The following is a 26,969-nucleotide window of genomic DNA, read 5'->3' as shown; positions in this document are numbered from 1 at the left end:
CAAGATTGAATTAAGATGATTATTAATGAACCAACTTGACTGGCAAGACGTAACCCCTTCATTTGAGCCATATGAAGCACTATTGGAAACAGCACCATCTCTCCCAAAAAAAACGTTCACAGATCTTCAACCTCGCCTAACCGCGACGCTAAGTAGATTTGCTCGTGTTAACGGCTTAACAAGAATTCTGCTAGTAAACTGTGCAGATAATGCTATTTACCGCGAGTTCATTCGTGAAGCTGTAACAGATGTCGCATCATTGCCAGTTGTCTCTATAGAATCTTTGGATGCCAAAGAACTATTCGACCGTTACAGTGTCAACAGTGAAGGACAATCAACGTTCGATTATGGCTCACTGTCAAAGGCTCATGGTGGCTATTTAATAATCCCTGCTAACCTCATTTTGGCAAATGCTGCTCGATGGCCAAACATTAAAGCTGCGATACAAGGTGAGGTCTTTGCTCCTATTAATTTGACCCCGAATCGTATTGCCTCTTCTCCTCTTGTCGCCCAGCGGTATGACGTTAAGTTGATCATTACGGGTGACCGAACTCAATTAGCAGAAATCGAATATGTGGATGATGATTTCTCTACTGGCTTAACCATGTACACAGAAGTAGAAGAAGATATCCACCTTTCTGAACAAAATCTTACTTTGTACTTTGGTTTGGTTAACTGGATATGTCAGAAATACCAACACCCTACTTTAGACTGTTCCGCTTTCAAACGATTGATGCTTGCTGGTATGCGTTATACCGAAGATCAGCATTATCTTCCCCTTGGCGTGCTTTGGCACAACCAATTGATTGGTTTAGCCAGCCAGTACATGGAAAGCGATGTTATTGATTTTACGGCGCTCGATGCTGCAATTGATGACAAATACTACCGTGAATCTTACCTACCACAGCGAGCCGTGGATGACATTCTTGATGGTCAAGTGATCATCGAAACCACTGGTGGGCAAGTTGGTCAGATCAACGGGCTTACTGTGATTGATATGGCGGGACATCCGGTTTCTTATGGTGAGCCTGCGCGTATTTCTTGTGTTATCCATTTCGGTGACGGTGATATCTCAGACGTAGAGCGTAAAGCTGAATTAGGCGGAAACCTGCACGCCAAAGGCATGATGATCATGCAAGCGTTCTTAAGCTCTGGCTTGAACCTTGATGAGCCTCTTCCTTACTCTGCCTCGATTGTTTTTGAGCAATCCTACAGCGAAGTTGATGGCGATAGCGCATCGTTAGCTGAGCTTTGTTGTTTAGTGAGTGCCTTATCCGAGTCACCTGTTAATCAGCAGATCGCCGTCACGGGCGCTGTAGACCAGTTTGGTCGTGTTCAAGCCGTAGGTGGCTTGAATGAGAAGATCGAAGGTTTCTACCAAGTATGTAAGCACCAAGGCTTTACGGGTGAGCAAGGCGTGATTTTACCTAAGTCTAACCTCAAGCACCTCGCATTACATAAGGATGTAATAGAAAGCATCAAAAATGGTCAGTTCCATATTTGGTCGGTTTCTACTGTCGATGAAGCCATTCCAATCCTGATGTCGAAACCGTTCCGAGGTGAGGAAGATAGCATCATTGGCAAAATCGCCGAACGTATTGAAAACTTTGAAAGGCATGAGCATACTTTAGGAATTGTGGAGCGCATCAAAAACTGGTTTGTCTAGTACTGATCGGAGTTGTTTAGCGTACACGTGTTCACTAAGATGCAGCTATCAAAAATTGGAGTAATTGATAATGCAAAATAAACGTGATTCTTATAACCGTGATGACCTTTTAGCTTCTAGCCAAGGTGAGCTGTTTGGTCCTGGTTATCCGCAGCTTCCTGCGCCGAACATGCTAATGATGGACCGTATCACCAAAATGTCTGAAACTGAGGGCGATTTTGGTAAAGGTTTGATCCTAGCAGAATTGGACATTACTCCCGATCTTTGGTTCTTTGATTGCCACTTCCCTGGTGACCCAGTAATGCCAGGCTGTCTTGGTCTAGATGCAATGTGGCAACTGGTTGGTTTCTTCCTAGGTTGGGTTGGCGGCAAAGGTAAAGGTCGTGCTTTAGGTGTCGGCGAAGTTAAATTTACTGGCCAAATTCTACCAACAGCGAAAAAAGTAACGTACGAAATCCACATGAAACGCGTTGTTAACCGCAAGCTTGTAATGGGCTTAGCTGATGGTCGTGTATGTGTTGATGGTAAAGAGATCTACGTTGCGAAAGATTTGAAAGTTGGTTTATTCCAAGATACCTCTAGCTTTTAATCTCCTGCTTACAGAATATTCTTAAGGCTCCTTTTTGGCTGTCTCTTGATCACAAGTCTAGTGATCAAGAGACATTGCGAGTTCGTAGCCTTCAAGGATGGTTTGTAGTTTAAACCATCCTTCCCAAAGCACCTTTATTGAAGCTCTACCCGTCCTCTTGGTATCTTTCCAACCGCCTAATTTAGCGAGATTTTTGTACGCCCAGCTCATATCGGGCACTTCTTTAGGTAACGTCTTACTTTCTAGTTTCAACCACAGTAGCTTCCAAGCTTTTTGGCCCAATACCTTTTCACAACTTTCTTTCGTTAGCTCATCAACTTCTTTAATGAAGCGTAACGCCAATAAACGCGTAGCAACAAAGGCATAGATGACACTTAATCTCTCTAAGTTATCTTTACTTTGTAGCCTGAGTGACTCCACATCTGTCCCTTCACTTTTCCAGACTTTATGGAAATCTTCAATCAGCCATCGGCGCTCGTAATAACCGATAATTCTCATAGCGTCTTCAACGTTGTTTATTGGCTCCGACGTCAAGAGGTGCCATGCTAACTTGTCTTTTGATGTCCCTTGCTCAAGGCAACCAACATAATAAACAGGTATGCCTGCGTGCTCTTTTTTGTTTGCTGGAGCCTTTAATGTCACCTGACCATATTTAACATCAAGCTTTACATCTCTCGCTTTTCTCCCTCCTTTTTGGGGGATGGTAAGCTCTTTTGTCTCGACGCTTGGTAACGCTTGCGCATAGTCGTAAAGCTTTTGATGATGAGCTTCTAGGCAGCGACTTTGCATTGAGCGAACGACAAAGCGCTGCTGATGTTGACGTTTATAAGTCAAGTATTCGAATAGGTCTGCTTCTCGGTCACAGACCGAGATAACATCTAACATTTTATCCCCTAGGCGTTCAACGACACGGCGAGAAGCTTGCTCCCATTTGTAACTCTCTTTCTCCTTATAAGGACGAGTCGCGTGTTGGTGCTTTTGCCCACGCTTAGTAATATCTCGGCTCCATCGTTGTTGCTCTATAAGCCCAACAATGGTCTGACTTTGTGGAGCGAAAAGTAGAGTTGAATGTACGTGGAGCGCTCGGGTTCTGTCACCTTGATTCGTGTGCCCGAGCTCCTCTTTTATACTTCGATGCGGGAAACTAAGCGTTGTTGTATCTTCAATCGCGAGTAACTCCTCATGCTCGTTAGCTCGAGATACAGTTGATTGAAAACCTGCTTCAGCGATGTCTTTTGCATCAATGTTTTCATTGCGGATAAAGCGATATGCACCTTCCATATCAGCGGGAGAAAAAGGAAGTTTAGCCACGGAAACTCCTGGTTGATTAGCAATGGAAGTCGCTAAACTGATAAGGCGTTGTGTTCTTCGAGGGTCTTTAAGTTGTGCTTGTCCAAATTGTTCTTGTGCCCAAAGTTTAGCGTCTGAATGTGTCATCTTAGTGTTTCAGTAAGGATTACTAAGTGATCAGATCACACACACGTGAAAGAGTTCAAAAAAAATCCCCAAGCTACAAGCTTGGGGATTTGTGTATAAGAGACAGCCTTTTTGGGGCCTTTTTCATTTTGTAATTCATCCTCGCGACAAATGTAGAAAAGGCTCTTAGAGAGCCTTTTCAAATCCTTCTGTTTGTATGTGGAGAGTTATTTGTAGAGACCAGATTGTTTTTCATCTCTGGCATCACGCCAACCACCTAACCAATATGACCGAGCATCAATTTGTTGATACGGACAAGCCTCTTGAGACCTCCCATTCAACCCAGCTTTATAGCCTTGAGATTGAGCTCGTTCTAGGCGATCACGCTTTTGTCTCTTCATAGTTAATTCCTCATACAGGTCCATTTACTAACGTACAGCTGATATTGTGAAACTTTGATGGAGCTTTTATGACTCCACTTATAAGAATCGATCAATTTGAGGATTTTCTCAAGGCATAAAAAAACAGAGGCTCATTTCTGTGAGCCTCTGCTTGATTTAAAAAATACTGACTATTTTCTACGGAACCTGAACAAACCTAGCATAGTCAAAGCCAACCAACCTAGGCTCGCACCTTGTCGTTCTGCCGAATCTTCTTCAACGCTACGCGTTTCAATATCAGCAGCCGTTGCCCCAGCAATTGGGACTAGCTTAACTGCAACGATCTTCTCTTCACCATCACATGACGAGTTATGCGAGGTCGTTTTATAGCCACCACTACACATCATCGCTGTACCGGAAATTACGCCTGCATCGTTGATGTCCGTAGCATTAATAATACGGAATGCATTGTTCTCATCAGAGTGATCACCACCATTTGTTAAGTTATCTAAGAACCATGGTTTACCATCAAATAATGTTGTAGAACGTTCACTAGTCGACTGTCCATCTTGGGTATACGGATAAATGAAACCACGTTTACGGCGAGGTTTACCATCATCTTCACGAGTGGTCTCTGCATCTAACTGACCCACAATTTCATTGTAAGCGTTAATACCACCCATGTGACCACCGGCGCCACTGAAGAAAATCCCTGTTGTTGGATAAAACGCACTAACAGACTCAGCACTCACGTTATCAACGATAAACAATCGATTAGGAGCAGAGCCTGTTGGCATTAAATAACCACCGGAACGTTTTGCTTCACCAATGGCGACAAAGTTGTTATTAACGTCAGTCAAGCGAGAGTTTGAATGAACTGTATCACCATCTATACGTTGCTGTGCACCACTAACTTGTTTATTTTCCCAAGTAACGCCTGCGATAGAACCTGCTGTCGGCAATGTACCAACAAAAACAGTCGCATTCATGTAGTTGTCATCTTTGTAAGTGTTGTAACCAACGCCATATACCGTGTTTCCACTTTCAGCGATACCGCGCATGCTACCTTGCGCTAAACGCTCACCATCTTTCGCAGTTCCGCTTGGCCATTCAACCTGACTGACGGCTCCAGTTTGATCCCAAATCGCTGCTTTTGATGTGTGGTGGGTCCCATTATCGTTTGAGGCTTTTTCTGAGATACTACCTACCGTAAACTTGCCATCAGTACGCCATGCACGGCTAGCGACGACAGTTGCATCTTCATCGCTTGGGACAATTGTTGGAAGAACAGGAGCTACTACTGTGTTTCGAGTTTCCAATTCAGAAGAATCAGAGGAACTCACAATACTTTGGTTCCCAACAGCCTCTCCTTCTTCGGTAAGGCTGTTAATGACATTGTTGTATTTGTTTTCGTAAGCGCTTTCATTGCCTTCGACGAATGCAAAAGAGTTTGTTGTAAAGTCTTTGCTTAACTCTTCACCCCACGGTTGCCAATGAACATAAGCCCACGACTCACATGTAGAATAGCGACGTTCGTTGTAACAATAACGTTCGAAGTCGTCATATTCTTGGATGTAATAAAAGCCTGAGTCCATCGCAAAAGGCACTTCCTCTCGGTAGCTAACACCATCAACGGCTTCACTTGCAGATAACGGTGTTGTACGAGTCTCGAGAGCAAGCTTGAATTGTTCTGGCGTACACCCTGCTGAATCGTTGAAACAACCTAAGGCATACGGGGCATCTGTACCAGGGTTTTCTACATCTCCCTGTTGGATCGCAACACCATAAGCTGTTGAGTAATCAATATTGTCCCCGTTTACTCCGGGATCCACCTCAACCACTTGATACAATGCTGCATTCGCATTCATTGCCGTGCCAACCATCATCGCGACGGCGGTCAATTTGAATTTGTTACTACAATTCATCGAATTCTTAACTGTCCTGTTGCATTGCTTCGAGTTCTTCCCATCTCTCGAATGCGATTTCCAACTCCTGCTCTACAGCAGCGAGCTGTTCCAATACCGGTTGAGTTTCTTCTACAGATTTAGCGAAAAACGCAGGGTCATTCACCTGTTCTTGTAGTGCCTCAATATCCGACTCTAATTGTTCTAGTTTAGCTGGAAGAGCTTCTAATTCTCTTTGCAGCTTATACGATAACTTCTTCGAATTGTTCTTAGGTTGCGTAGTTTTGGGAGTTTCCTCAACCACTTTCTCTTTCTTCGCTGCTTTTTCAACCGAGCTGCGCGAAGCAAGAGCTTGTTCACGTTGCTGTCTTGCATCGTGATAACCACCAACAAACTCTTCGATTACGCCGTTACCTTCAAAAATCCAACTGGTCGTTACTGTGTTATCAACGAACTCACGATCGTGACTCACTAAGAGTAACGTACCCTGATAATTGGCAAGCATTTCTTCTAAAAGTTCCAACGTTTCGATATCCAAATCGTTGGTTGGTTCATCAAGAATAAGTAAGTTGTTTGGTTTCAACAATATACGAGCAAGTAACAAACGGTTCTTTTCACCACCTGAAAGTGCTTTAACTGGTGTTCTCGCACGCTTCGGAGCAAACAAGAAATCCTGTAAATAACTCAATGCGTGACGCTGGCGACCACCAACCATCACTTCTTGTTTGCCATCTGCTAAGTTATCGATAACCGTCTTTTCAGGATCGAGAATTTCTCGGTACTGGTCGAAGTAAGCCACTTCGAGTTTTGTACCGCAATGCAAACGGCCGCCTTGAGTTTCTAACTGACCTAATAGCAGCTTGAGTACGGTACTTTTACCGCAGCCGTTAGGACCAATTAGTGCAATGCGATCGCCGCGCATGATGTTGAAGCTGAAGTTATCAACGATATTTTTACCGTCAAAAGCAAAAGAGACATTCTCTGCTTCAAAGACAATCTTGCCTGAGCGAGAGGCATCGTCGATGTTTAAGTTTACCTTACCCTGAACTTCACGGCGGTCACTGCGCTCTTCACGTAATTTTTTTAGCGCTCTTACACGGCCTTCGTTACGAGTTCGACGTGCTTTAATACCCTGTCGAATCCACACTTCTTCTTGAGCAAGTTTTTTGTCGAATTCTGCATTTTGCATTTCTTCAACACGAAGCATCTCTTCCTTCTCTACAAGGTAGTTCTCGTAATCTCCAGGGAATGATGCTAATTGACCACGGTCGAGATCGACAATACGTGTTGCCATTGACTTGATAAACGTACGGTCGTGCGAAATAAAGATGATCGAACCTTTAAAGTCTTTCAGGAAACCTTCTAACCACTCAATGGTAGTCACATCAAGGTGGTTCGTCGGTTCGTCCAAAAGCAATACATCTGGATCGCATACAAGCGCACGCGCAAGTGCTGCTTTACGTTGCCAACCACCGGACAAATCCGTCAATTTTGTTTCGGGACTAAGCTTGAGAGCGCCCAAAACGTTATTAACGCGGTCATCAAAACGCCAAGCGTTCAAGTGGTCGAGTTGCTCTTGCACTTTTGCAAGACGATTAATGTTCTTTTCGCTCGGGTCATGCGTGACAAGATCAAGAAGATCATGGTAGATCTTGAGTAAATCGCCAACTTCTGCCAACCCGCCAGACACGAATTCGTAAACTGTGCCCTCTTGGTTGCGAGGTGGATCCTGTTCTAAACGCGAAACCACCACATCTTGAGTCACTTGAATTTTGCCATCATCAAGCAAAATGTCTCCGGCGAGTACTTTCATCAAAGTTGATTTACCAGCACCATTTCGCCCTACTAAACAAACCCGTTCGTTTTCTTGTAGAGCAAATTCTGCTTTATCAAGCAGTGGATGGTCCCCAAATGCAAGTTGTGCATTATGAATGGTAAGTAATGCCATTATTTTCCAACCAATTTTTGAGTTGTTCCAAGTCAAACGGCCAGTTCAACTCAGAATTTTGATATTTTAATACAGGAATTGTGACGCCGTAACGCGAGAAGAGTTCATCATCGAGTGCAATATCGACAATGTTTGTGTGTTCGGCGAGACCAGCCTGACCCATAAGGTCATATGCCATCTCACAGAGATGGCATCCTTCAGTGCTGTATAGTGTGAACGCTTGTAACATCCCTTTATCTTTAATCCTTTGTTTATTCTACGTGAGACACTAACCAACAGTTGTGAATATGTTTATTGCGAGAGAAGTCTAGTGGCAATGTTTGCGAAGAAATATTTTGCGCTTTTAGCCCTAACTCTGCCAACGCAGCTTCATCCATTTTAAAGTGGCGTTTATTGTTTGAGAAAACGATCGTGCCACCTGAACGCAACAAACGCTTGAGATTGGTCATCAGCTTAATGTGATCACGCTGCACATCAAATGAAGTTTCCATACGCTTAGAGTTGGAGAATGTCGGTGGATCAATAAAAATCAAATCATACTCACCTTTCGCATTCTCTAACCATTGCAAACAATCTGCTTGTTCAAAACGGTGTTGACGACCAACACGACCATTTAATTGCATGTTGTCTTTTGCCCAGTTCAGGTAAGTATTCGACATATCTACCGTGGTTGTCGAACGTGCGCCACCCATTGCTGCGTGCACGGTTGCGCTACCTGTATAAGCAAACAAGTTAAGGAAGTCTTTACCCTGAGCCATTTCACCCAAGCGACGACGAGTGATTTTATGATCCAAGAACAGACCTGTGTCTAGATAGTCGTGAAGGTTTACGATCAACTTCACGCCGTACTCGTTCACTTCAAGAGTCTCGGACTCCTGACCTAATTTTTGGTACTGGCTACGACCTTTTTGCTTTTCACGAACTTTAAGAACAACTTTGTTCGCTTCAACACCTGTCACCTGAATTGTGGCACGGATGATATCGGTCAAACGGCGTTTCGCTTTCTCTTCTGGGATATTCTTCGGAGCTGCGTATTCCTGAATCACAATTTGGTCGCCGTAAACGTCGATTGCTACGTTGTATTCAGGAAGGTCTGCGTCATAGATACGGTAACAGTCTAACTTATCTTTACGAGCCCACTTACCAATCTTACCGATATTTTTCTTCAAACGGTTTGAGAAGTCAGGTGCGATTTGAACTGTGGTACCGTTTGCTCCCTTCACTTCATCAGCGCTACGCTCTGCGATGCTGTAGTTTTTCTGGTGACACGGTAACGCACCGTTATTCAGTTTAAACTGTTTATCAGCACGCATGCGAAGACAGCTTAATAGTTCGTCTGAACTAGAGAAGATAGACGCGTTACAACCGCCAAATTCTGCTTTTAATTGGCCACCAAATGCCGTGTACAACGCAATCAAGCCTGGCTCTGTTCCAAGGCGCTCACCGTAAGGAGGGTTAGACACAATAACGCCCGCTTCGAAACCGGCCGGACGGGTAAGAGTTGCAGCATCACCCTGAGCGAATTCAATCAACTCTTCCACACCAGCTCTGCGAGCGTTGTCTTGCGCTACTTTCAGAACTCTTGGGTCGTTATCGAAGCCGAAAAACTTAGCGTCAACTTTTTTGACGCCACGACGAGCTTGCACATTAGCTTCAGATTTAATCTCTGCCCAAAGCTCAGGTTCGAAGTCTTCTAACGCTTCAAAGCCCCACTGTTTACGTTTAACACCTGGTGCCATGTTAGCAGCCATCATTGCTGCTTCAATCAATAAAGTACCAGAGCCACACATAGGATCCAAAAGCGGTTGGTGAGTGTCCCAACCGCAGCGCATGATAATAGCTGCGGCTAGCGTTTCACGAAGTGGAGCTCGGCCAGATTCTGGACGGTAACCACGTTGATGAAGACCACTACCCACCATATCGACACCAAGAATCGCTTTGTCTTTATGTAGACGGACGTGAACACGGATATCTGGGTTCTCTTTACTGATGTTAGGACGAGGGAGCCCTTTTTTCTCGAAGCAGTCTACGATGCCATCTTTTACTTTCATTGCACCATACTGGCTGTTGCGGATTTCTCGGTTAGTACCGTTGAAATCTACAACAAAACGCTTCGAGCTGTGGAATTGGTTTACCCAGTTTATGGCCGACGTCGATAGGTATAGGTCCATATCGTCATTACAGGTGAATTCCGACAGAACACGTACAAATCGAGATGCCAAGCGGCTCCACAAACAACAACGATAAATCTGCTCATTCGTTGCCTTAAATTTAACGCCTGCTTGTACTGGTTTGGCGTTTTCAATGCCTAGTTTAGTCAGTTCTTCAACCAGCAAGTTTTCCATGCCGTTTGAAGTTACCGCGAGATATTGATTCATAGTGTTCTTTCATCGATAAAAAATGGTTTTGATTATACCTAACTTTACGATCAATGCCTCGTTTTTAAAGGCTTTTTCGCTTTGTTAGCGCAAACAGTCGCCAATCTCACCTGTAGAAAGTCAAAACAAAAGCCGCCATACGAAAGAATACGTCTCTTTTCTATTTTCTTTTGAAAACAAGCTCCACAGCAGAAGTGAATACTTATTTATCGCATATTTGGTCTATACCAAGGGCTAATTTGACGTGTAAGTTACTTACAAAATGCCCTTATAGGGGAACAAAAGGTGGATTATTAGGCGCTTAGTTGCCTAAGTTAAGGAAACGCTAAAATGAAAAAAGTGGAAGAAAAGTGAGCCGCTTCATAAATGAGATGCGAAATATCACTCACCTAATGAAAATGTGAGGCGGTACTGGTGGAAGAAATCAGAGAATTTAAGGCAAAAAAAATCGACCTAAACTGGTCGATTAATGCAAACAAAGGAACGAAATACAAAGAAAATCAAAAAGGAAACTACCCCACCATCGCCATTGGTGCCATCATGAATAAGTGATTGGCGCATACCATGCGATCATGCATAACTTTAATCGGTTGTCCAAACTGGAGTGTTTTGTTGCCGTCGAGTAGAAATTCGTCTTGGCCGACATAGGCACAAAGGCTTGATGAATCGCCTGGTTCTAGGACGATGAATACGCCTTCTGAATAACGGTTTGTCAGGAACACCATATCCCCTTCTTCTGGCTCATGCCCATCGCATTGGGCGTCGAAGAACCAGCTCTTAGGCTGTACAGGTTTATGGAAGCGTTTGGCAGCCACACAATAAAGTGTTAGCTCTGCTTGGCGGTATTCGTTGATGTTGAGACAGCGAATTCGCTCGTTGTATGTTTGAAACGCGCTCGCATCATCAACTGTGAATTCATTTTCTGAGAAGGCGCAATTGACCAACAGCTTACGGCATAGATTGGTTTGGAAAATCATTTCCTCCCCTAAATCCAGCATTAAGCAAGCTTTGTGCTCGTCAAAATACCAATTCCATTTGTCGCTGGGTTTAAGCATTATTCCGTTCTCTTGTGACTAATTAAACAGCAATAAGAGGTAAGACGCTTAATTACCTACTCATGATTTTTAAATTTTACAAACGAACGGACAAAAAAAAAAGAGGAAACGAATTCCTCTTTTTTTAGTAACAAGCGCCGATTTCTCAACGATTTAGCGATTGATCTTATAGATTTTTAACAATATCGCGTACGAGACCAGGCCCGTGGTAGATAAAACCTGTGTAAACTTGAACAAGTTGCGCACCTGCCATCATTTTCTCTTTTGCGGCAACGTATGAGTCAACACCGCCCACACCGATGATCGGAAGTTTGTCGCCAAGCTCTTCATGAAGTTTGCGCACAACTTCTGTTGAACGTGATTGAACCGGACGTCCGCTTAGGCCACCCGCTTCGTTCGCATGTTTCATGCCTTCAACAACTGTGCGATCCAGCGTTGTGTTTGTTGCTATAACGCCGTCAATACTGTTCTTAATCAGAGACTCACAAATCTGGCTGATTTCGTCATCGCTCAAATCTGGTGCAATTTTCAGTGCAAGTGGTACGTACTTGCCATGCTTTTCTGCAAGTTCTGACTGTTTTTCTTTAAGTTCAGACAGTAATTCGTCTAGTGCTTCACCGTACTGAAGCGAACGAAGTCCTGGTGTATTTGGTGACGAGATGTTCACCGCGATGTAACCGGCGTACTCGTACACTTTTTCCATACAAATCAGGTAGTCCTCTGCTCCGTTCTCAATTGGTGTGTCTTTATTCTTACCAATGTTGATACCAAGAACGCAGTTGTATTTTGCCTTTTTCACATTCTCAACCAGATGATCCACACCTAAGTTGTTAAAACCCATACGGTTAATGATACCTTCTGCTTCAACTAGGCGAAACAAACGTGGCTTGTCGTTACCTGGTTGTGGACGAGGTGTAACAGTACCCACTTCGACAAAACCAAAGCCCATAGCGTCAAATGCTTCGATACATTCGCCGTTTTTATCCAAGCCAGCAGCAAGACCAACTGGGTTACGGAATGTAAGTCCCATGCATTCTACTGGACGGTTTGGTAATTGTTGACGATAGAAAAGATCGAGAGGAGTGCCGTTGAAGCGTTGGAAATTTTTGATTGCAAGATCATGTGCCTTTTCGGCATCAAGTTGAAAAAAGCCAGTTCTGGCTAGACGGTAAAGCATTGTGCCTCCGAAAGAAAAAAGCCCCGTGTAAACGGGACAATATTATTTACTGTTTTTCGTCTCAATTCAATGAAAATGAACGAATTCAGCAAAATTGCACTTCTTATTTTAATTTTTCTTATAAAAACAGTCTATTATCGCTCTATTACCTATACAAAACTGATAGCTTTTTCGTTGAAAGCAAACGATTTTACGCCATAAAAACTTAAACAATACGTTACATTGTCACTGAAATTTATAGTTTTGATTGCTTTAAGCATTAAAAAGCCCCGCATTTGCGAGGCCTTTATCTGAGTCAACTTACCCTATTCGTTCGAGGAACAATTTAGGTTAAGCAAAACTAACTCTCGAAGTGCTACTGAGAACTTCGCAAACTCATGAACTGAACCGACTTTAAATTCGTTTAGAATACTCTCCCAACGATGTAAAGACAGCTCATTCGTTGACATCCAATCCTCTAACGCTTGAATCACATCAAGATCTTCGCTTGAACAACCACAAGTCAACACTTGAGCCGTCAACTGACGTTGTTGCCAGTCTAGATCTTCACGGAATGCCGCTCGCGCCAATGCCTGCCAATTATTATCAACGGCTTGGCTATTGATTTGCTTCAAGAACCAGTGAAGTGATAAACGGTCACCCAAGTTGAAGTACAGCTTCGAAGCTTGCTCCACTGTTTTACCCGTTTCACTTGCTACTGTTGAAATATCCAGAGCTGATTGTAAGCTTGATAGACGAGCGACATGGTGTGCTAGCTTCTCTTCTACTCCGCGTTCAATCCACTTCATCGCAAGTTCGTTGTGCTCTTCTACTTCAGACTCAACTAGCATGGTGTCTAGTGTTTCAGTGATGGTGTGAACATCGTCTTTATACAAAGCAACCAACTCAGTCACTGTGCTCTTACTGCTACGATTACGTAGTAACCAGCGAGAGATACGACGCAGTGCACGGCGTACGTAGAACATGATTTCGTACTGTGCTTCTGCTGTTGCAACGTTATCTAGTGCACGGGTTTGCTTAAGGATATCTTCCAGTTCGAAGATTTCACGGGTTGCACTGTAAGCGTTTGCGATATCAACCACACTCGCGCCCGTTTCTTCTTGAAGACGAGTCACGAAATTACAGCCCATTTCATTAACCATTTGGTTGGCTAACGCCGTCGCGATGATTTCTGCACGCAGCGGGTGGTTCACCATTTGATCTTTGTAGTTACGGCGTAACTCACTTGGGAAGTAAGCAACTAATTGTTTTCCATGGAATTCATCATTTGCAATCTCGTCAGCAACGAGTTGCTCTTTTAGAACCATTTTGCCGTAAGCAACCAACACTGAAAGCTCGGGACGCGTCAGACCAAGACCTTGTTTTTCGCGTTCAATCAGTGTTTCGTCGTCAGGAATGTATTCAAGCGCACGATCCAAGTACCCTGCTTTCTCCATCGTATGGATAAAGCGGATTTGCTCTTTAACAATGCCAACGCCTTGCTGTTCGGTCACTGAAATCGACTCAGATTGACGGTAAGCATCGTCCAAAACAATTTCGCCGACTTCGTCTTCCATTGATTCAAGAATCAGGTTGCGTTGTTTAACCGTTAGATCGCCATTTGATACTAGACCGTTCAAGAAGATCTTAATGTTCACTTCGTTGTCCGAACAATCTACACCACCAACGTTATCCACAAAGTCGGTATTTACGCGTCCACCTGTGGTTGCGTACTCAATACGACCAAGCTGAGTCATACCTAAGTTACCGCCTTCACCAACCACTTTCGCTTTCAAGTCACGTCCGTCGATACGGAGAACGTCGTTTGCACGGTCACCAACATCGGTATGCGTTTCGCTAGATGCTTTAACGTAAGTACCGATACCACCATTCCAAAGTAGATCCACTTTCATTTGTAGGATCATCTTAATCAGATCGTTTGGCGGCAAAGATGCTTTCTTAGTGCCCAACATCTTTTGGATCTCTGGTGTTAATTGGATCGATTTAGAGCGACGAGAGAAAATACCACCGCCCTTCGAGATCAACTCCGCGTTGTAGTCTTCCCAGCTTGATCGAGGGAGGTTGAATAAGCGATCACGCTCTACCCAGCTGGTGGCTGAATCCGGATTTGGATCAATGAAGATGTGCATATGGTTAAACGCAGCTTGCAGACGAATATGCTTAGATAGCAGCATACCGTTACCAAATACGTCACCCGCCATATCACCAACACCAATAGCAGTGAAGTCAGTGGTTTGACAGTTGATGCCCATTTCTCGGAAGTGGCGTTTCACCGATTCCCAACCACCTTTCGCAGTGATACCCATTGCTTTGTGGTCGTAGCCGTTAGATCCACCTGACGCAAACGCATCACCTAGCCAGAAGTTGTACTCGTCCGATACAGAGTTCGCCAAATCAGAGAACGTCGCTGTACCTTTATCGGCTGCAACAACTAAGTATGGGTCGTCTTCATCGTGACGCACTACACTCTTCGGCGGAATAACTTCGCCTTCGATGATGTTATCGGAAACATCGAGTAATGCACGAATGAAACGTTTGTAACAACGTTGACCTTCAGCGAAGATGTCATCACGGTTAGTTAAAGTTGGCTGACGTTTACATACGAAGCCACCTTTTGCTCCCACAGGGACAATAACCGTGTTCTTAACTTGCTGTGCTTTAACCAGACCAAGAATCTCAGTACGGAAGTCCTCTTGACGGTCCGACCAACGCAGACCACCACGCGCGACTTTACCGCCACGTAGGTGTACACCCTCGATATCCGGTGCGTATACGAAGATTTCAAACGCAGGGACTGGCTGAGGAATGTCTGGGATTTCGCTTGGTTTCATCTTCAATGATAACCAAGGTTTCGGCTGCTTATTTTCGTCCAACTGGTAGTAGTTAGTACGCAGCGTAGCGGTGATCATTTCCATGTAGCGACGGATAATACGATCATCATCTAGGCTTTCAACACGATCCAATTGCTCGGTTATTTTCTTGATAAGATCGTTCTGACCTTTCTCACTGCCCTTGTGTTTTGGATCGAATCGCTTAGAAAATAGATTCACCAGACCTGTTGCCAAATCTGGATAATGGCTAAGGGTATCTTCAATATATTGTTGACTGAATGGGAAGCCAACTTGGCGCATATAGCGAGCGTATGCACGAAGAATAGAAATTTCACGACCAGACAGTGAAGCGCCTAGCAACAAGCGGTTGAAACCATCACTTTCTAAGTTACCTGCCCAAATCGCTGCGAATGCTTGCTGGAAACGATCGCGAGCTTCACGAAGATCAACGGTCTTGTCGCTCTTATGCAGCATTGAGAAATCAAGGATCCAGAACGTTTGGCCGTTGTTGGTTTCGATCTCATATGGTGATTCGCCGATTACGCGTAAGCCCAGGTTTTCCAACATTGGCATCACATCGGATAGGTGAATTGGCTCGTCGCGGTGGTATAGCTTCAAGCGAACTGCTTTCGATTCAGCCGCTTCTTCTTGCGGACGATAGAACAGCATGCCAAGTTTGTTGTCATCGCTTAACACTTCTAGACGTTCGATGTCTGCAACCGCAGAACCAGGCATCATGTCTTCTTTGTATGAACGAGGGAACGCGCTCATGTATTCTTTTGAAAGAGGAAGACCTTTACTCTCACCGAAGTTAGCAATGATGGATTCTTTTAGGCGGTCATCCCATGAAGTCGATACTTCCATTAAATTCTGCTCAATCTTTTTCACGTCTACATCAATGTTGTTGTTGTCTACACGAACGATGTAATGGGTTCTTGCCAACGGACTCTCAGAGAAGAAGGTAGTAAACTCAACCTCTTGCTCACAACCAAAGTACTGCTTAAGAATGCGTTGAGTTTGGCGACGAAGTTCGGTGTTGTAACGATCTTTTGTCACATAGACCATACAACTAAAGAAACGACCAAACGGGTCTTTGCGAACAAACAGACGCAGTAAGTCACGGTCTTGCATCTGCACGACACCCATCCCTACTTCCAGTAGCTCTTCTTCGCGAGCTTGAAGCAGTTCATCACGAGGGTAGTTTTCCAGAATATTGTGCAGGGCCTTGTACGAATATGAACCACTGCGGTAGCCGCTTGCTTCCAGAATACGATCCACTTTCTCTCGGATCAGCGGAATGCTTTGTACGGCTTGGTTGTATACCGCAGAAGTGTAAAGACCAGTAAAACGATGCTCACCGACTACTTTGCCGTTTTCATCGAATTTTTTAACACCAATGTAGTCAGTGTATGCTGGACGGTGAATTCGAGACGCTTGGTTACCTTTAGTAATGATCAGCGCGTAAGGTTTTTTCGCTTCAAGGCGCGCAGAGTCTGACAGTTCAGAAAGTTTGATGCTGCGAACACGACCGTCATCAGCAAACATACCAAGGCCTTTCTCTTTCACCGGCTGAAGCTCAGTATCACCATTGACACTAACAAGATCATATTCCTTATACCCCATGAAGGTGAAGTTATGATCCCCTAGCCAACGTAGGTATTCGATCGTTTCATCTAAACGATCCGTTTTCATTGAAACCCGATCTTTATTCTTCTCAAGGTCGTTAGTCACGATCTTAAGTTTTTCAACCATTTGCTTCCAGTCATCAACGACTAAACGCGTGTCAGACAAGATAGTGATCAGCTCATTTTTTAACGCTTGCATTTCATCTTTGCTGGTTAAGCGATCAACTTCGATATGAAATAGCGATTGAAGGACGCCGCCTTCACCATTAATGTCTGTCACTTGCCCTTTCTTATCGCGTTCTAGTTGCGTTGGGTTGTTAAGCATTAAGTGAGAGACAAGATCGAGTCGCGTTAGCGCCATCTTGATGGAATCCACCAAAAATGGGCTATCTGGAACAACAATTTCAACAATAGTGTGAGTCGATTGCCAACCTTGGCGGCTGACTGCTGGGTTAAATACCCTTACAGAGATGTCTTCTGGTTTCTTTTCATTGACGTGATGCCACAGACTAACCACGGCACCATAAAGGTCGGATTCGTTTCGCTGAATCAAGTCATCATCAGCAATGTTACTAAATAAGTGTTGAGCAAGTTTAGTTACAAGCGGTTGGTGAGAAAGCTCGAGTTTGTCTTGAATTAGTTGGTATACCTTTTCAAGCAGAACCGGCACTACATTTTCACGCGCGGTCATATTCACACTCCACATTAGAATTGTTGTTTTGTAGGGGGACTTAGTTTGGGGTTTGACCCCGAAACTAAGCATAGGTAATGCATGCACTTATTGTAAAAGCATAATTACAAATGTTTAACAAAAATTCGCAGTGGTAAGAGGTGAAATGTTTGATTATGTGACTAAGATTCCTGTTTAACTCACTAGGAATATCAGGCATCACAGAGTTTCTAACTTTAGAAACTTATTATTTTGGTCAGTTGTGAGTCTAAAACGACCTCTAACGCCTAATTGACTAAGAAATGGTCGAAATTTTGATGCATCTAGTTGCACTCTCAAACCATTGTCAGTAATGACTTGTACTGAACTTGCGGCACCGGAATAGTGTGAAAGAAATGTTTGATAAGAGATGTTGAGAGAGAAGTAATACTGGTTCATGAGAATGGATTATTGTCAGAACAAAAAACTAGGGTGACCGTAACGACCACCCTATTCTTTTGTCGATTATTCGTCTAGTGCTTTAGTCACTTTTTCGAATAAGTCGTTCGCTAGATTATCCATTGCTTTAAGCTTTTCAAGCTCTGCACGGATAAGCGCTTGGCGACCTTCATCGTATTTACGGAGCTTCAATAGAGGATCGATCATACGAGACGCCACTTGTGGGTTGGTATCGTTCAACTGACGGAGGATCTCACCAGCAAACTGGTAACCAGAACCAGATTTGTCATGGAAGCGCACAGGGTTTGCGTTCAAGAACGAACCAATCAGGCTGCGCGTACGGTTCGGATTCTTCAAGCTAAACGCTTCATGGCCCATGGTTTCTTTCACTTTCTCAAGTGCGTTTTCAACCGGGTTGCTGCCCTGAAGAACAAACCACTTGTCCATAACCAGACCATCGTGCTTCCACTTGTCGCTGTAATCCGCCATTAGCGCTTCACGACATGCAAGTTGCGCATTGTTCGCTGCACTCATCGCCGCAATCGTGTCTGTCATGTTGTTTGATAACTCGTACTGCGCTTTCGCTAGTTCGTTACCCTTTTCAGTGTGAGCTAGGAACTGCAGACATTGGTTACGCAAAGCTCGTTTACCAATAGCGTCGTGATCGATGCTGTACTCTGCTTGGTTCAAGGCGTGGTAAGTTGCACTCAGTTCATCTTCTAACTCTTTAGAAAGTGACACTGTAATATTATTCAGTACCGTATCTACCGCATCAATATCGATCTGCTTGTACCAACCGGTGATTTCGTTAATTGAAGGTAAAGACAGTACTTGTGCGATAAACGCTGGCTCAAGATTCGCATCAAGTAACACGCCACGGAATGCATCGATTAAGTCTTCAGACAACTTAACCTCACCACCCGCTTGAACGTTAGTTACGTTTTGACGAATGTATTTCGCTAGCAGCATTTGGCTTGCATCCCAACGAGCAAAATCGTTCGTTGCGTGCTTCATCAAGAAGATCAGTTCATCATCGCTGTAATCGTATTCCAATTTAACCGGTGCAGAGAACTCACGAAGCAATGATGGCACTGGTTGTTCTGCGACGTTTTCGAATACGAAAGTCTGCTTGTCTTGCTTCACGTCCAGAACGTTGTGTACCGATTCACCGTTGATAACCAGTGGAATCACGTCACCGTTTTGTGCGTATAGCTCAATATCGAATGGAATATGTAGCGCTTGTTTTTCTGCTTGGTCGTGCGTTGCTTCAGTAAATTGCTCAACCGTTAGTGCATAAGTTTTTGCTTCCGCATTGTACTCACTGTTTACACTAAGTGTTGGCGTACCAGATTGACTGTACCATAAGCGGAATTGCTTAAGGTCAACGCCCGTTGCATCTTCCATTGCAGAAACGAAATCTTCACACGTTGCTGCAGTACCATCATGACGCTCGAAGTACAGTTTCATGCCTTTTTGGAAACCTTCTTCGCCAAGTAGTGTGTGATACATGCGGATCACTTCGCTGCCCTTTTCGTACACGGTTAGCGTGTAGAAGTTATTCATTTCAATAACTTTATCTGGACGAATTGGGTGTGACATTGGGCTTGAATCTTCCGCAAACTGAGGACCGCGGATAATACGAACGTTGTCGATGCGGTTTACTGCACGTGAACCAAGATCGGATGAGAACTCTTGATCGCGAAATACCGTTAGACCTTCTTTCAAGCTAAGCTGGAACCAATCACGACAAGTCACGCGGTTACCTGTCCAGTTATGGAAGTATTCGTGACCGATTACCGCTTCAATGCCAAGGTATTCGCGGTCAGTCGCGGTTTTTTCATTCGCAAGAACAAACTTCGAGTTGAAGATGTTCAGACCTTTGTTCTCCATCGCACCCATGTTGAAGAAATCAACCGCCACGATCATGTAGATATCTAGATCGTACTCAAGACCAAAGCGCTCTTCGTCCCACTTCATTGAGTTGATCAGCGAAGTCATCGCATGACCCGCGCGATCGAGGTTGCCTTTGTCGACAAAGATTTCTAGGTCTACTTCACGACCTGATGTGGTTGTGTATTTATCACGTAGTACATCAAAATCACCGGCAACTAACGCAAACAAATAAGCAGGCTTTGGATGTGGGTCTTGCCATTGAACCCAATGACGACCGCTTTCTGCTTCGCCTTCTGCAACGCGGTTACCATTGCTGAGTAAGAACGGATAAACAGCTTTGTCTGCAATCACTTTTGTTGTGTATTTAGCGAGAACATCTGGACGGTCGAGATAGTAAGTAATGCGGCGGAAACCTTCGGCTTCACATTGCGTACAGAATGCCCCACCTGATTTGTATAGACCTTCAAGTGCAGTGTTTGCTTCCGGGTCGATCTTAGTAATGATTTCTAAATCAAATTCCGCAGGCAAATCGGTAATAACTAAAGAGGCTTCTTTTACTTCATGATGAGCCCAATCTTCACCATTTACTTTTACGGAGCGAAGCTCTAGCCCTTCACCATCTAATTCTAAAGTTGTTGATTCGCCCTTTTGAACTACTTTTGATACTGCAGTCACGATAGTGTCGTTGTCGTAAAGATCAAACGTTAAATCGATATCAGTAATAGTATGCGAAGGCGCTTGATAGTCTTTGCGATATTTTGCTTGGGGAGCTTGAGACATATCCAAAAATCCTTGTATATAGAACCACAAAAATACCAGGACCGGAGGCTCAAACACCTCACGCTGGTATCACGATATAAGCTATTTGTAGGGGTTGTGGTATCAGAATACAAGTCTTTCTATAAAAAAACGGAGCTTTTAGTGGCTTAGCTCCGCTTTCTGTTTAACATTTAATCAACATCAGAATATTTCACTATTAATAAACCAGAGTGAAATAATTGGAATGAATCATTTAGGGTGTAACTCGATTGAGTACCGCGTACATCTCCCCACTAGAATCTTCGATAGTGAGCTCGTTTTGGTTCAGTTTGTAGCGTGTTCCATGCTCGCCGTTTTCATACAAAAGAACCAGATGTTCACCCTCTGTATAAAAGACGCCCTGCTTTACTGACTCCTCTCCTGATTCATTGGCAACGCGAAACATAAATACAAAATCAGGCTGGAGTATGAGATCCATTTGATTGATGTTGTTGGCCAACATGCCATCGCCAGCGACATGAGAACTCGACCAAATGCCTGCTAAAGTATTAGACAACCCCTTAGTAAAGGTCACTCCATTGAGGTCTAACGTATTGTGGTTGTTCTGATAAGCATAAATTTGAGGCTCATCGGTATTTAGTCCTAGTACGATGGTGTCTTCATTAGCATTGTAAAGCCCTTCCCAATGGTCAATTGAGTAGTCTTTCTTCTGGATATCGATAGAGAAGGTATAGTTAGAACCAAGCGTTAATTTTATTGCTCGGAAATTCTCTGCTGAATCCTCCGGGTTGGGATTCATTAAATACCAATCCCCGATGAGAAAGGGAGTGTCAAAGTGGCTAAGTTCGTCTTCCTTGTTGCTTTCGGCGCTAGAAACACTAAAGCAGCAAAAGCTAAGTAAAATAATGCACCATTTCATAACGGTATCCTTATCGTTTTCTTTTAGCTTAGGCTTTAGATCTCACTTTCGCGAAATATTTGATCTACATCACGTAAATTATTCAAGCAAATTAAGCGCAGAATTAACTCATTTGCAGTTAGTTACCCTAGTAAAAAGCACATAAAAAAAGAGCAAGTCACTATGACTTGCTCTTAATTAGCAGAATTGCTAGTTGTTATGACTAAATTTTTAGCCTTTTAGCATATCAACCATGACTGCTACAGATTCGTCCAGATATACGTCTGGCGCTTCGTAGTCTTTCGGCACATCGTCCAAAGTTTTAAATGGTTTTTTGCCCATTGCAACTTGGCGTTCGTTGATGCGCTTCAAACGTAACGCTTCCGCTTCATCTGATTCTTCTTCACGAACTTTTTCGTTAAGAGACAATAAGTTATCATCCTTCTCTTTACGATACTTGTCGATATCTTCATTGATAAAACGGAACTCCATTTCATCAGCGATACGTTTGTTGTGAAGCTCTGTTAGCTTAGTAACCAAAGTGTCATTGCTTGCGAATGTCTGATATTTCGCTTTATCAATGCTGTCCCAAGGTAGTGCATTATCTTCGACACTTTCACCGGTTTCACTTGGTTCCACTGGGGTTGGGTACGCAATATCTGGTGCTACACCACGATTCTGAGTACTTCCGCCATCAATACGGTAGAACTTTTGAATCGTGTATTGAACATAGCCAAGCTCTTTGTCGAAAAGATCATAGATATGGTTCAATGAACGATGTTGTTGAACGGTCCCTTTACCAAATGAGTTTTCACCCAAAATCACTGCACGATTGTAATCTTGCAGTGCTGCAGCAAAGATCTCAGAAGCTGAAGCACTGTAACGGTTGATCAATACCGTCAGCGGGCCATCGTAACTTACTTGACCATCAGTATCTGCGTTAACTTTGATGCGACCATAGCTATCACGGACTTGAACAACAGGACCTTCTTTGATGAATAAACCTGTCAGTGCCGTAGCTTCGGTTAGTGCACCGCCGCCGTTGTTACGCAAATCGACGATAATGCCATCAACGTTTTTCGTTTTGAGTTCAGAAATCAGTTTATCTGTGTCTTTCGAGAGACCAACATAGAAACTTGGTACTTCAAGCACACCAATTTTCTTACCGTCTTTCTCAATAACTTCAGATTTGACTGCCCTATCTTCTAAACGAACTTTGTCGCGCACAATAGTGACAACGTAACTCTTGGCTTCTTTACCATCAGGCAAGATTTCTAGGTTAACTTTAGTCCCTTTAGGGCCTTTAATTAACTGAACAACATCATCTAAACGCCAACCAATTACGTCAACAACATCTTCACCATCTTGTCCAACACCGATGATGCGATCACCCTCACCTAACTGCTTACTTTTGGATGCTGGACCGCCTGCGACAAGTGAACGAATCACTGTGTAGTCATCCGTCATTTGAAGCACTGCGCCAATACCTTCAAGAGAGAGATTCATCTCAGATTGGAATTGTTCAGCATTACGAGGTGATAAGTAACTAGTATGCGGGTCGACTTCTCGAGCGAATGCATTCATGTAAAGCTGGAAAGCATCTTCGTTACGGGTCTGCGTGATACGTTTCATTGCGTTGTTGTAACGCTTCTCTAAAACCTCTTTAATTTCTGGCCAGTCTTTACCGGTCAGTTTTAGGTTTAGAGCGTCATACTTAACGCGCTTACGCCAAAGTTCATTTAACTCAGCTTCGTCTTTTGGCCAAGCGGCTTCAGAACGATCCAGTTCAATAAAGTCTTCGGTATTGAATTTGATTTCTTTATCAAGCAGAGTCAACGCATAGGCAAAACGTTCGAAACGTTTTTGCATCGATAGGTTATAAACATCAAATGCGATCTTGTTGTTACCAGCTTTTAACTGATCATCAAGACTGATCGACCAATCTTTAAAAGAATCGATGTCTGCTTGAGTAAAAATATTTCTATTGTAATCAAGCATTTCTACGTAGCGTTCAAAGATCGCTTTAGAGAAATCATCATTCAGATTGAAGTGCTTATAATGAGAGCGGGTAAATCGAGAAGTTACTCGTTTGCTGGCTGTTTCATGCTGAACTTCAGGAGCAAGAACCGGCAAGTCATCTTTGTTTAGTTTGGCTTCGAGAGCCTGAGCTGATGCTGCTAGCCAGAAGCTAGCAGCAATCAGTGTCACTTTTGAACGGCAATTCATGCGTAGGAGTATCTCCCTTATGCGCGCAAGTGCTCCGCTTTCACAACCATTTGCAGGCCGTTAGCAAGTTGAACACGTACATCTTCCTTATTGACTTCAACAATGGTCGCTGCCATGTTTCCTTTACCCATGTTCACGTTTACTGCGTTGCCGATTGTGATTTCATCAGCATTTAGCGCGCGTGTTTCAACAGGCTTACTTTCTTTTTGTACTTTTGGTTTGTTAGTACGACGAGGCTGTTGTGGCTTTTTAGCCGCAGGTTTCGCTTTCGCCTTACCCTCTTCACGAGCTTTTTGTGCTTGTTCTTTACGACGAGCCTGAACTTTCGCTTTGCTTTCAGCTAGTGTTGCTTTTGCGTGTTCTACGTGTTCTTCCTCTAGCTCACCACATTGGTTGCCATCTAGATCAACACGTACTGCACCTGGTTTTACACCGTGTAGGTAACGCCATGATGAAGTGTACTGTCTTAACGCTGCACGAAGCTGAGTTTTGCTTACTTTTTCGTCTTCATTTAGACGTTCCGCAAGATCTTGAAAAATACCAATTTTCAGAGGCTTTGCTTCACCTTCTAAAGTAAAGCACTTAGGGAAACATTCAGCAATGTATGCGATAACTTCTTTGCTGTTTTTTAACTTTTCAGTCATGAGGGTTCCTGGTTTGAGCGGATTTCCGCGAAGCATTAAGAAAAAATATTCTCGTATTATAGTGACATGCCAAGGAAAAACCACACTAGAGGACGAATTTATGCGTCGTTAGCGTGCGAATTAAGCAGCTTTTCTACTTCTGACATAAAATGAGTGAGTCCTTCTTCGTCTGTTTCATCGAATCGGCCGATATTTGGGCTATCAATATCCAATACGCCAGCCACTTCTCCATTGATAGTAAAAGGAATAACAATTTCCGAATTACTCGCAGCATCACAGGCAATGTGACCTTCAAACTCATGAACGTCGTATACTCTTTGTACGGTATTAGTTTGAGCAGCTGTACCACAAACACCACGCCCCATTGGGATACGAACGCAAGCAGGTTTGCCTTGAAATGGCCCAAGTACCAGTTCATTTCCTTTTTTAAGGTAGAAACCCGCCCAGTTGAGCTCGTCAAGCTCCATAACTAGTAGTGAGCTGATGTTGGCAAGGTTCGCGATGTAGTCTTTTTCTGATTCGATCAGCGCTACGGCCTGTTTGGTAAGTCTTTGGTATTGTTCTATGTTCATATTAACTTCCTACTTTTTATTTAGGCTTCCATTCTTACAGTATGGCGCTACAATGCAGCCCTACTTTTTAATAGGACTTATTCTCAATTACAATGAATCCGAAAAACGACACTATTAGCCGTTCTTGGTTGATAACACAAGTCAAAAAGCACAAGTCCAAGTTGATTGTGGCGAACTTGATTGCTGTTCTTGCAACCTTGATTAGTGTTCCAATCCCTCTTCTTATGCCTTTAATGGTGGATGAAGTCTTATTGGACAAACCGGCATCAGGCCTTGCGGCAATGAATGCAGTCTTACCTGAAGCGTGGCATACACCTACGGGATATATTTTCTTTACTCTCTTTTTGGTTGTGCTCATGCGGGCAGGCAGCCAAGCGTTCAATATTCTTCAGAGCCGACAATTTACTTTAGTCTCCAAAACCATCACGTTTGAAATGCGAAGTAAAATGATCGACAAACTCGGTCGCATCAGTATTCGACAATACGAGACAAAAGGCAGCGGTGGCATCAATGCTCACCTTATCACCGACATTGAGACCATTGATAAATTCATTGGTTCTACGTTAGCTAAATTTGTTATCAGTTTTCTAACGGTGATTGGTACCGCCATTGTCCTTCTATGGCTCGACTGGCGTCTCGGCCTCTTTATTCTTTTGGTTAACCCTATCGTTATCTACTTCTCTCGCAAACTGGGGAGCATGGTTAAACACCTAAAACGTAAGGAAAACCATTCATTCGAAATCTTCCAGAATCGATTAGTCGAAACGCTAGATGGTATCTATCAATTACGCGCAGCAAACAAAGAACGCGAATTTCTACAGCAATTGAAGAACAACGCTGACCAAGTTCGTATTGATGCGGACAAGTATGCATGGCAATCCGAAGCCGCGGGTCGAGTTTCTTTCCTCTTATTTTTAATTGGCTTTGAACTGTTTCGTGCTGTTGCGATGTTAATGGTGATGTTCAGTGATCTCACCATTGGTCAAATCTTCGCAGTATTCGGTTACCTTTGGTTTATGCTTTCTCCTGTCCAGGAACTACTGGGTATCCAATTCTCTTGGTACAGCGCAAAAGCCGCACTAAAACGCATTAACGACCTATTGGAATTGGAAGAAGAACATAGACCTGTCTCTAAGGTAAATCCTTTCAAAGAAAATAAAGAAGTTGATGTAAAAATCGAACATGTTGATTTTTCATACAATAATGAAAACAAAGTGTTGGATGATCTTTCGTTACACATCCCAGCTGGTAAGAAAGTAGCCTTGGTCGGTGCAAGTGGTGGTGGTAAATCGACGCTGATTCAGCTGTTGATTGGCGTATACAGACAGACCGCAGGTTCAATCCGTTTTAATGATGAACTGACAGACGACATTAGCTTTGAAGTGATACGCGACAAAATTGCCGTGGTTTTACAACAACCTATACTATTTAATGACTCGTTGAGGCATAATCTGACCCTCGGTGGGGATTTTGACGAAATGTCATTGTGGCGCGCACTAGAAGTTGCGCAGTTGCAAGATGTAATTTCTCAACTAAACCACGGTTTGGATACGCAAATCGGACGCAATGGTATTCGCCTATCTGGGGGCCAACGTCAACGTTTAGCTATTGCACGAATGGTGTTGAGTAATCCACAATTTGTTATCCTAGATGAAGCAACGTCTGCATTGGATACCGCAACTGAAGCGGCTCTTCATAAGGCGTTAACTGAATTCTTACGTGGTAGAACGACACTAATCGTCGCGCACCGCTTATCTGCCGTTAAGCAAGCTGATTTGATTTATGTGCTTGAGGACGGAAGAGTGACGCAAACAGGAACCCATGGTGAGCTTGTTGAGCAAGAAGGCTTATATCAAACCCTATACGGGGGCATTCAGTCCCACGCTTAAACCATTCTTAG

At 43.6% G+C, this 26,969-nt stretch carries 18 protein-coding genes; 3 read left to right on the top strand and 15 right to left on the bottom strand.

Translation table 11 applies throughout. The features are described from left to right. The first annotated feature begins 25 nt into the window (after positions 1-25). Both C1S74_RS02670 and fabA read left to right on the top strand, forming a co-directional pair. Positions 26-1,666 (top strand): S16 family serine protease, encoded by a 1,641-nt coding sequence (locus tag C1S74_RS02670; protein WP_045395838.1) that lies wholly within the window; start codon positions 26-28, stop codon positions 1,664-1,666. A gap of 70 nt (positions 1,667-1,736) precedes the next feature. Beyond that, on the top strand, positions 1,737-2,255 hold the full coding sequence (gene fabA, locus C1S74_RS02665) for a bifunctional 3-hydroxydecanoyl-ACP dehydratase/trans-2-decenoyl-ACP isomerase (RefSeq protein WP_010448008.1): 519 nt from the start codon (positions 1,737-1,739) through the stop codon (positions 2,253-2,255). Positions 2,256-2,312: 57 nt separating this feature from the next. Here the strand turns inward: fabA and C1S74_RS02660 are convergent, their stop codons facing one another. The 15 genes from C1S74_RS02660 to C1S74_RS02590 form a co-directional block, all read right to left on the bottom strand. Then, positions 2,313-3,692 (bottom strand): IS4 family transposase, encoded by a 1,380-nt coding sequence (locus C1S74_RS02660; RefSeq protein WP_103415219.1) that lies wholly within the window; start codon positions 3,690-3,692, stop codon positions 2,313-2,315. A gap of 206 nt (positions 3,693-3,898) precedes the next feature. Further along, positions 3,899-4,072: a ribosome modulation factor gene (gene rmf / locus C1S74_RS02655; RefSeq protein ID WP_005532367.1), complete on the bottom strand. Its 174-nt coding sequence runs from the start codon at positions 4,070-4,072 to the stop codon at positions 3,899-3,901. 170 nt (positions 4,073-4,242) lie between these two features. Next, entirely contained in the window at positions 4,243-5,976 is a 1,734-nt protein-coding gene (locus tag C1S74_RS02650; RefSeq protein ID WP_045403310.1) for a DUF3466 family protein, read from the bottom strand. Between the two features lie 7 nt (positions 5,977-5,983). Beyond that, complete coding sequence (locus C1S74_RS02645) at positions 5,984-7,903, bottom strand: ABC transporter ATP-binding protein (protein WP_045403308.1); 1,920 nt, start codon at positions 7,901-7,903, stop codon at positions 5,984-5,986. Further along, positions 7,881-8,132 (bottom strand): glutaredoxin family protein, encoded by a 252-nt coding sequence (locus tag C1S74_RS02640; RefSeq protein WP_038881984.1) that lies wholly within the window; start codon positions 8,130-8,132, stop codon positions 7,881-7,883. Before C1S74_RS02640 ends, C1S74_RS02645 begins: the two co-directional genes overlap by 23 nt. A gap of 22 nt (positions 8,133-8,154) precedes the next feature. Then, positions 8,155-10,281 (bottom strand): bifunctional 23S rRNA (guanine(2069)-N(7))-methyltransferase RlmK/23S rRNA (guanine(2445)-N(2))-methyltransferase RlmL, encoded by a 2,127-nt coding sequence (gene rlmKL / locus C1S74_RS02635; protein ID WP_045403305.1) that lies wholly within the window; start codon positions 10,279-10,281, stop codon positions 8,155-8,157. Between the two features lie 512 nt (positions 10,282-10,793). Further along, the gene (locus C1S74_RS02630; protein WP_045403303.1) at positions 10,794-11,336 is read right to left on the bottom strand and encodes a cell division protein ZapC; all 543 of its coding nucleotides are present in this window, start codon (positions 11,334-11,336) and stop codon (positions 10,794-10,796) included. Between the two features lie 166 nt (positions 11,337-11,502). Continuing rightward, positions 11,503-12,513 carry a quinone-dependent dihydroorotate dehydrogenase gene (gene pyrD / locus C1S74_RS02625; protein ID WP_045403300.1) on the bottom strand — a complete coding sequence of 337 codons (1,011 nt, stop codon included), beginning with the start codon at positions 12,511-12,513 and terminating at the stop codon, positions 11,503-11,505. 305 nt (positions 12,514-12,818) lie between these two features. Beyond that, positions 12,819-17,660 carry an NAD-glutamate dehydrogenase gene (locus C1S74_RS02620; protein WP_045403297.1) on the bottom strand — a complete coding sequence of 1,614 codons (4,842 nt, stop codon included), beginning with the start codon at positions 17,658-17,660 and terminating at the stop codon, positions 12,819-12,821. Positions 17,661-17,858: 198 nt separating this feature from the next. After that, entirely contained in the window at positions 17,859-18,077 is a 219-nt protein-coding gene (locus C1S74_RS02615; RefSeq protein WP_078607003.1) for a DUF2835 domain-containing protein, read from the bottom strand. 66 nt (positions 18,078-18,143) lie between these two features. Beyond that, entirely contained in the window at positions 18,144-20,750 is a 2,607-nt protein-coding gene (pepN, locus tag C1S74_RS02610) for an aminopeptidase N (protein WP_045403294.1), read from the bottom strand. 232 nt (positions 20,751-20,982) lie between these two features. Further along, positions 20,983-21,648, bottom strand: coding sequence for a hypothetical protein (locus C1S74_RS02605; RefSeq protein ID WP_045403291.1), 666 nt, complete (start codon positions 21,646-21,648; stop codon positions 20,983-20,985). 210 nt (positions 21,649-21,858) lie between these two features. After that, on the bottom strand, positions 21,859-23,853 hold the full coding sequence (prc, locus tag C1S74_RS02600; protein WP_045403287.1) for a carboxy terminal-processing peptidase: 1,995 nt from the start codon (positions 23,851-23,853) through the stop codon (positions 21,859-21,861). Between the two features lie 17 nt (positions 23,854-23,870). Next, on the bottom strand, positions 23,871-24,497 hold the full coding sequence (gene proQ / locus C1S74_RS02595) for an RNA chaperone ProQ (protein ID WP_045403284.1): 627 nt from the start codon (positions 24,495-24,497) through the stop codon (positions 23,871-23,873). Positions 24,498-24,595: 98 nt separating this feature from the next. Then, the gene (locus C1S74_RS02590) at positions 24,596-25,069 is read right to left on the bottom strand and encodes a GAF domain-containing protein (protein WP_045403281.1); all 474 of its coding nucleotides are present in this window, start codon (positions 25,067-25,069) and stop codon (positions 24,596-24,598) included. 92 nt (positions 25,070-25,161) lie between these two features. On the opposite strand from C1S74_RS02590, the gene C1S74_RS02585 reads away from it, so the two are divergent. Continuing rightward, positions 25,162-26,958 (top strand): ABC transporter ATP-binding protein, encoded by a 1,797-nt coding sequence (locus C1S74_RS02585; protein ID WP_045403278.1) that lies wholly within the window; start codon positions 25,162-25,164, stop codon positions 26,956-26,958. Positions 26,959-26,969: the final 11 nt, after the last annotated feature.

The organism is Vibrio hyugaensis, from assembly GCF_002906655.1.
GTDB lineage: Bacteria > Pseudomonadota > Gammaproteobacteria > Enterobacterales > Vibrionaceae > Vibrio > Vibrio hyugaensis.
This window is presented reverse-complemented; position numbering and strand designations above follow the sequence as displayed.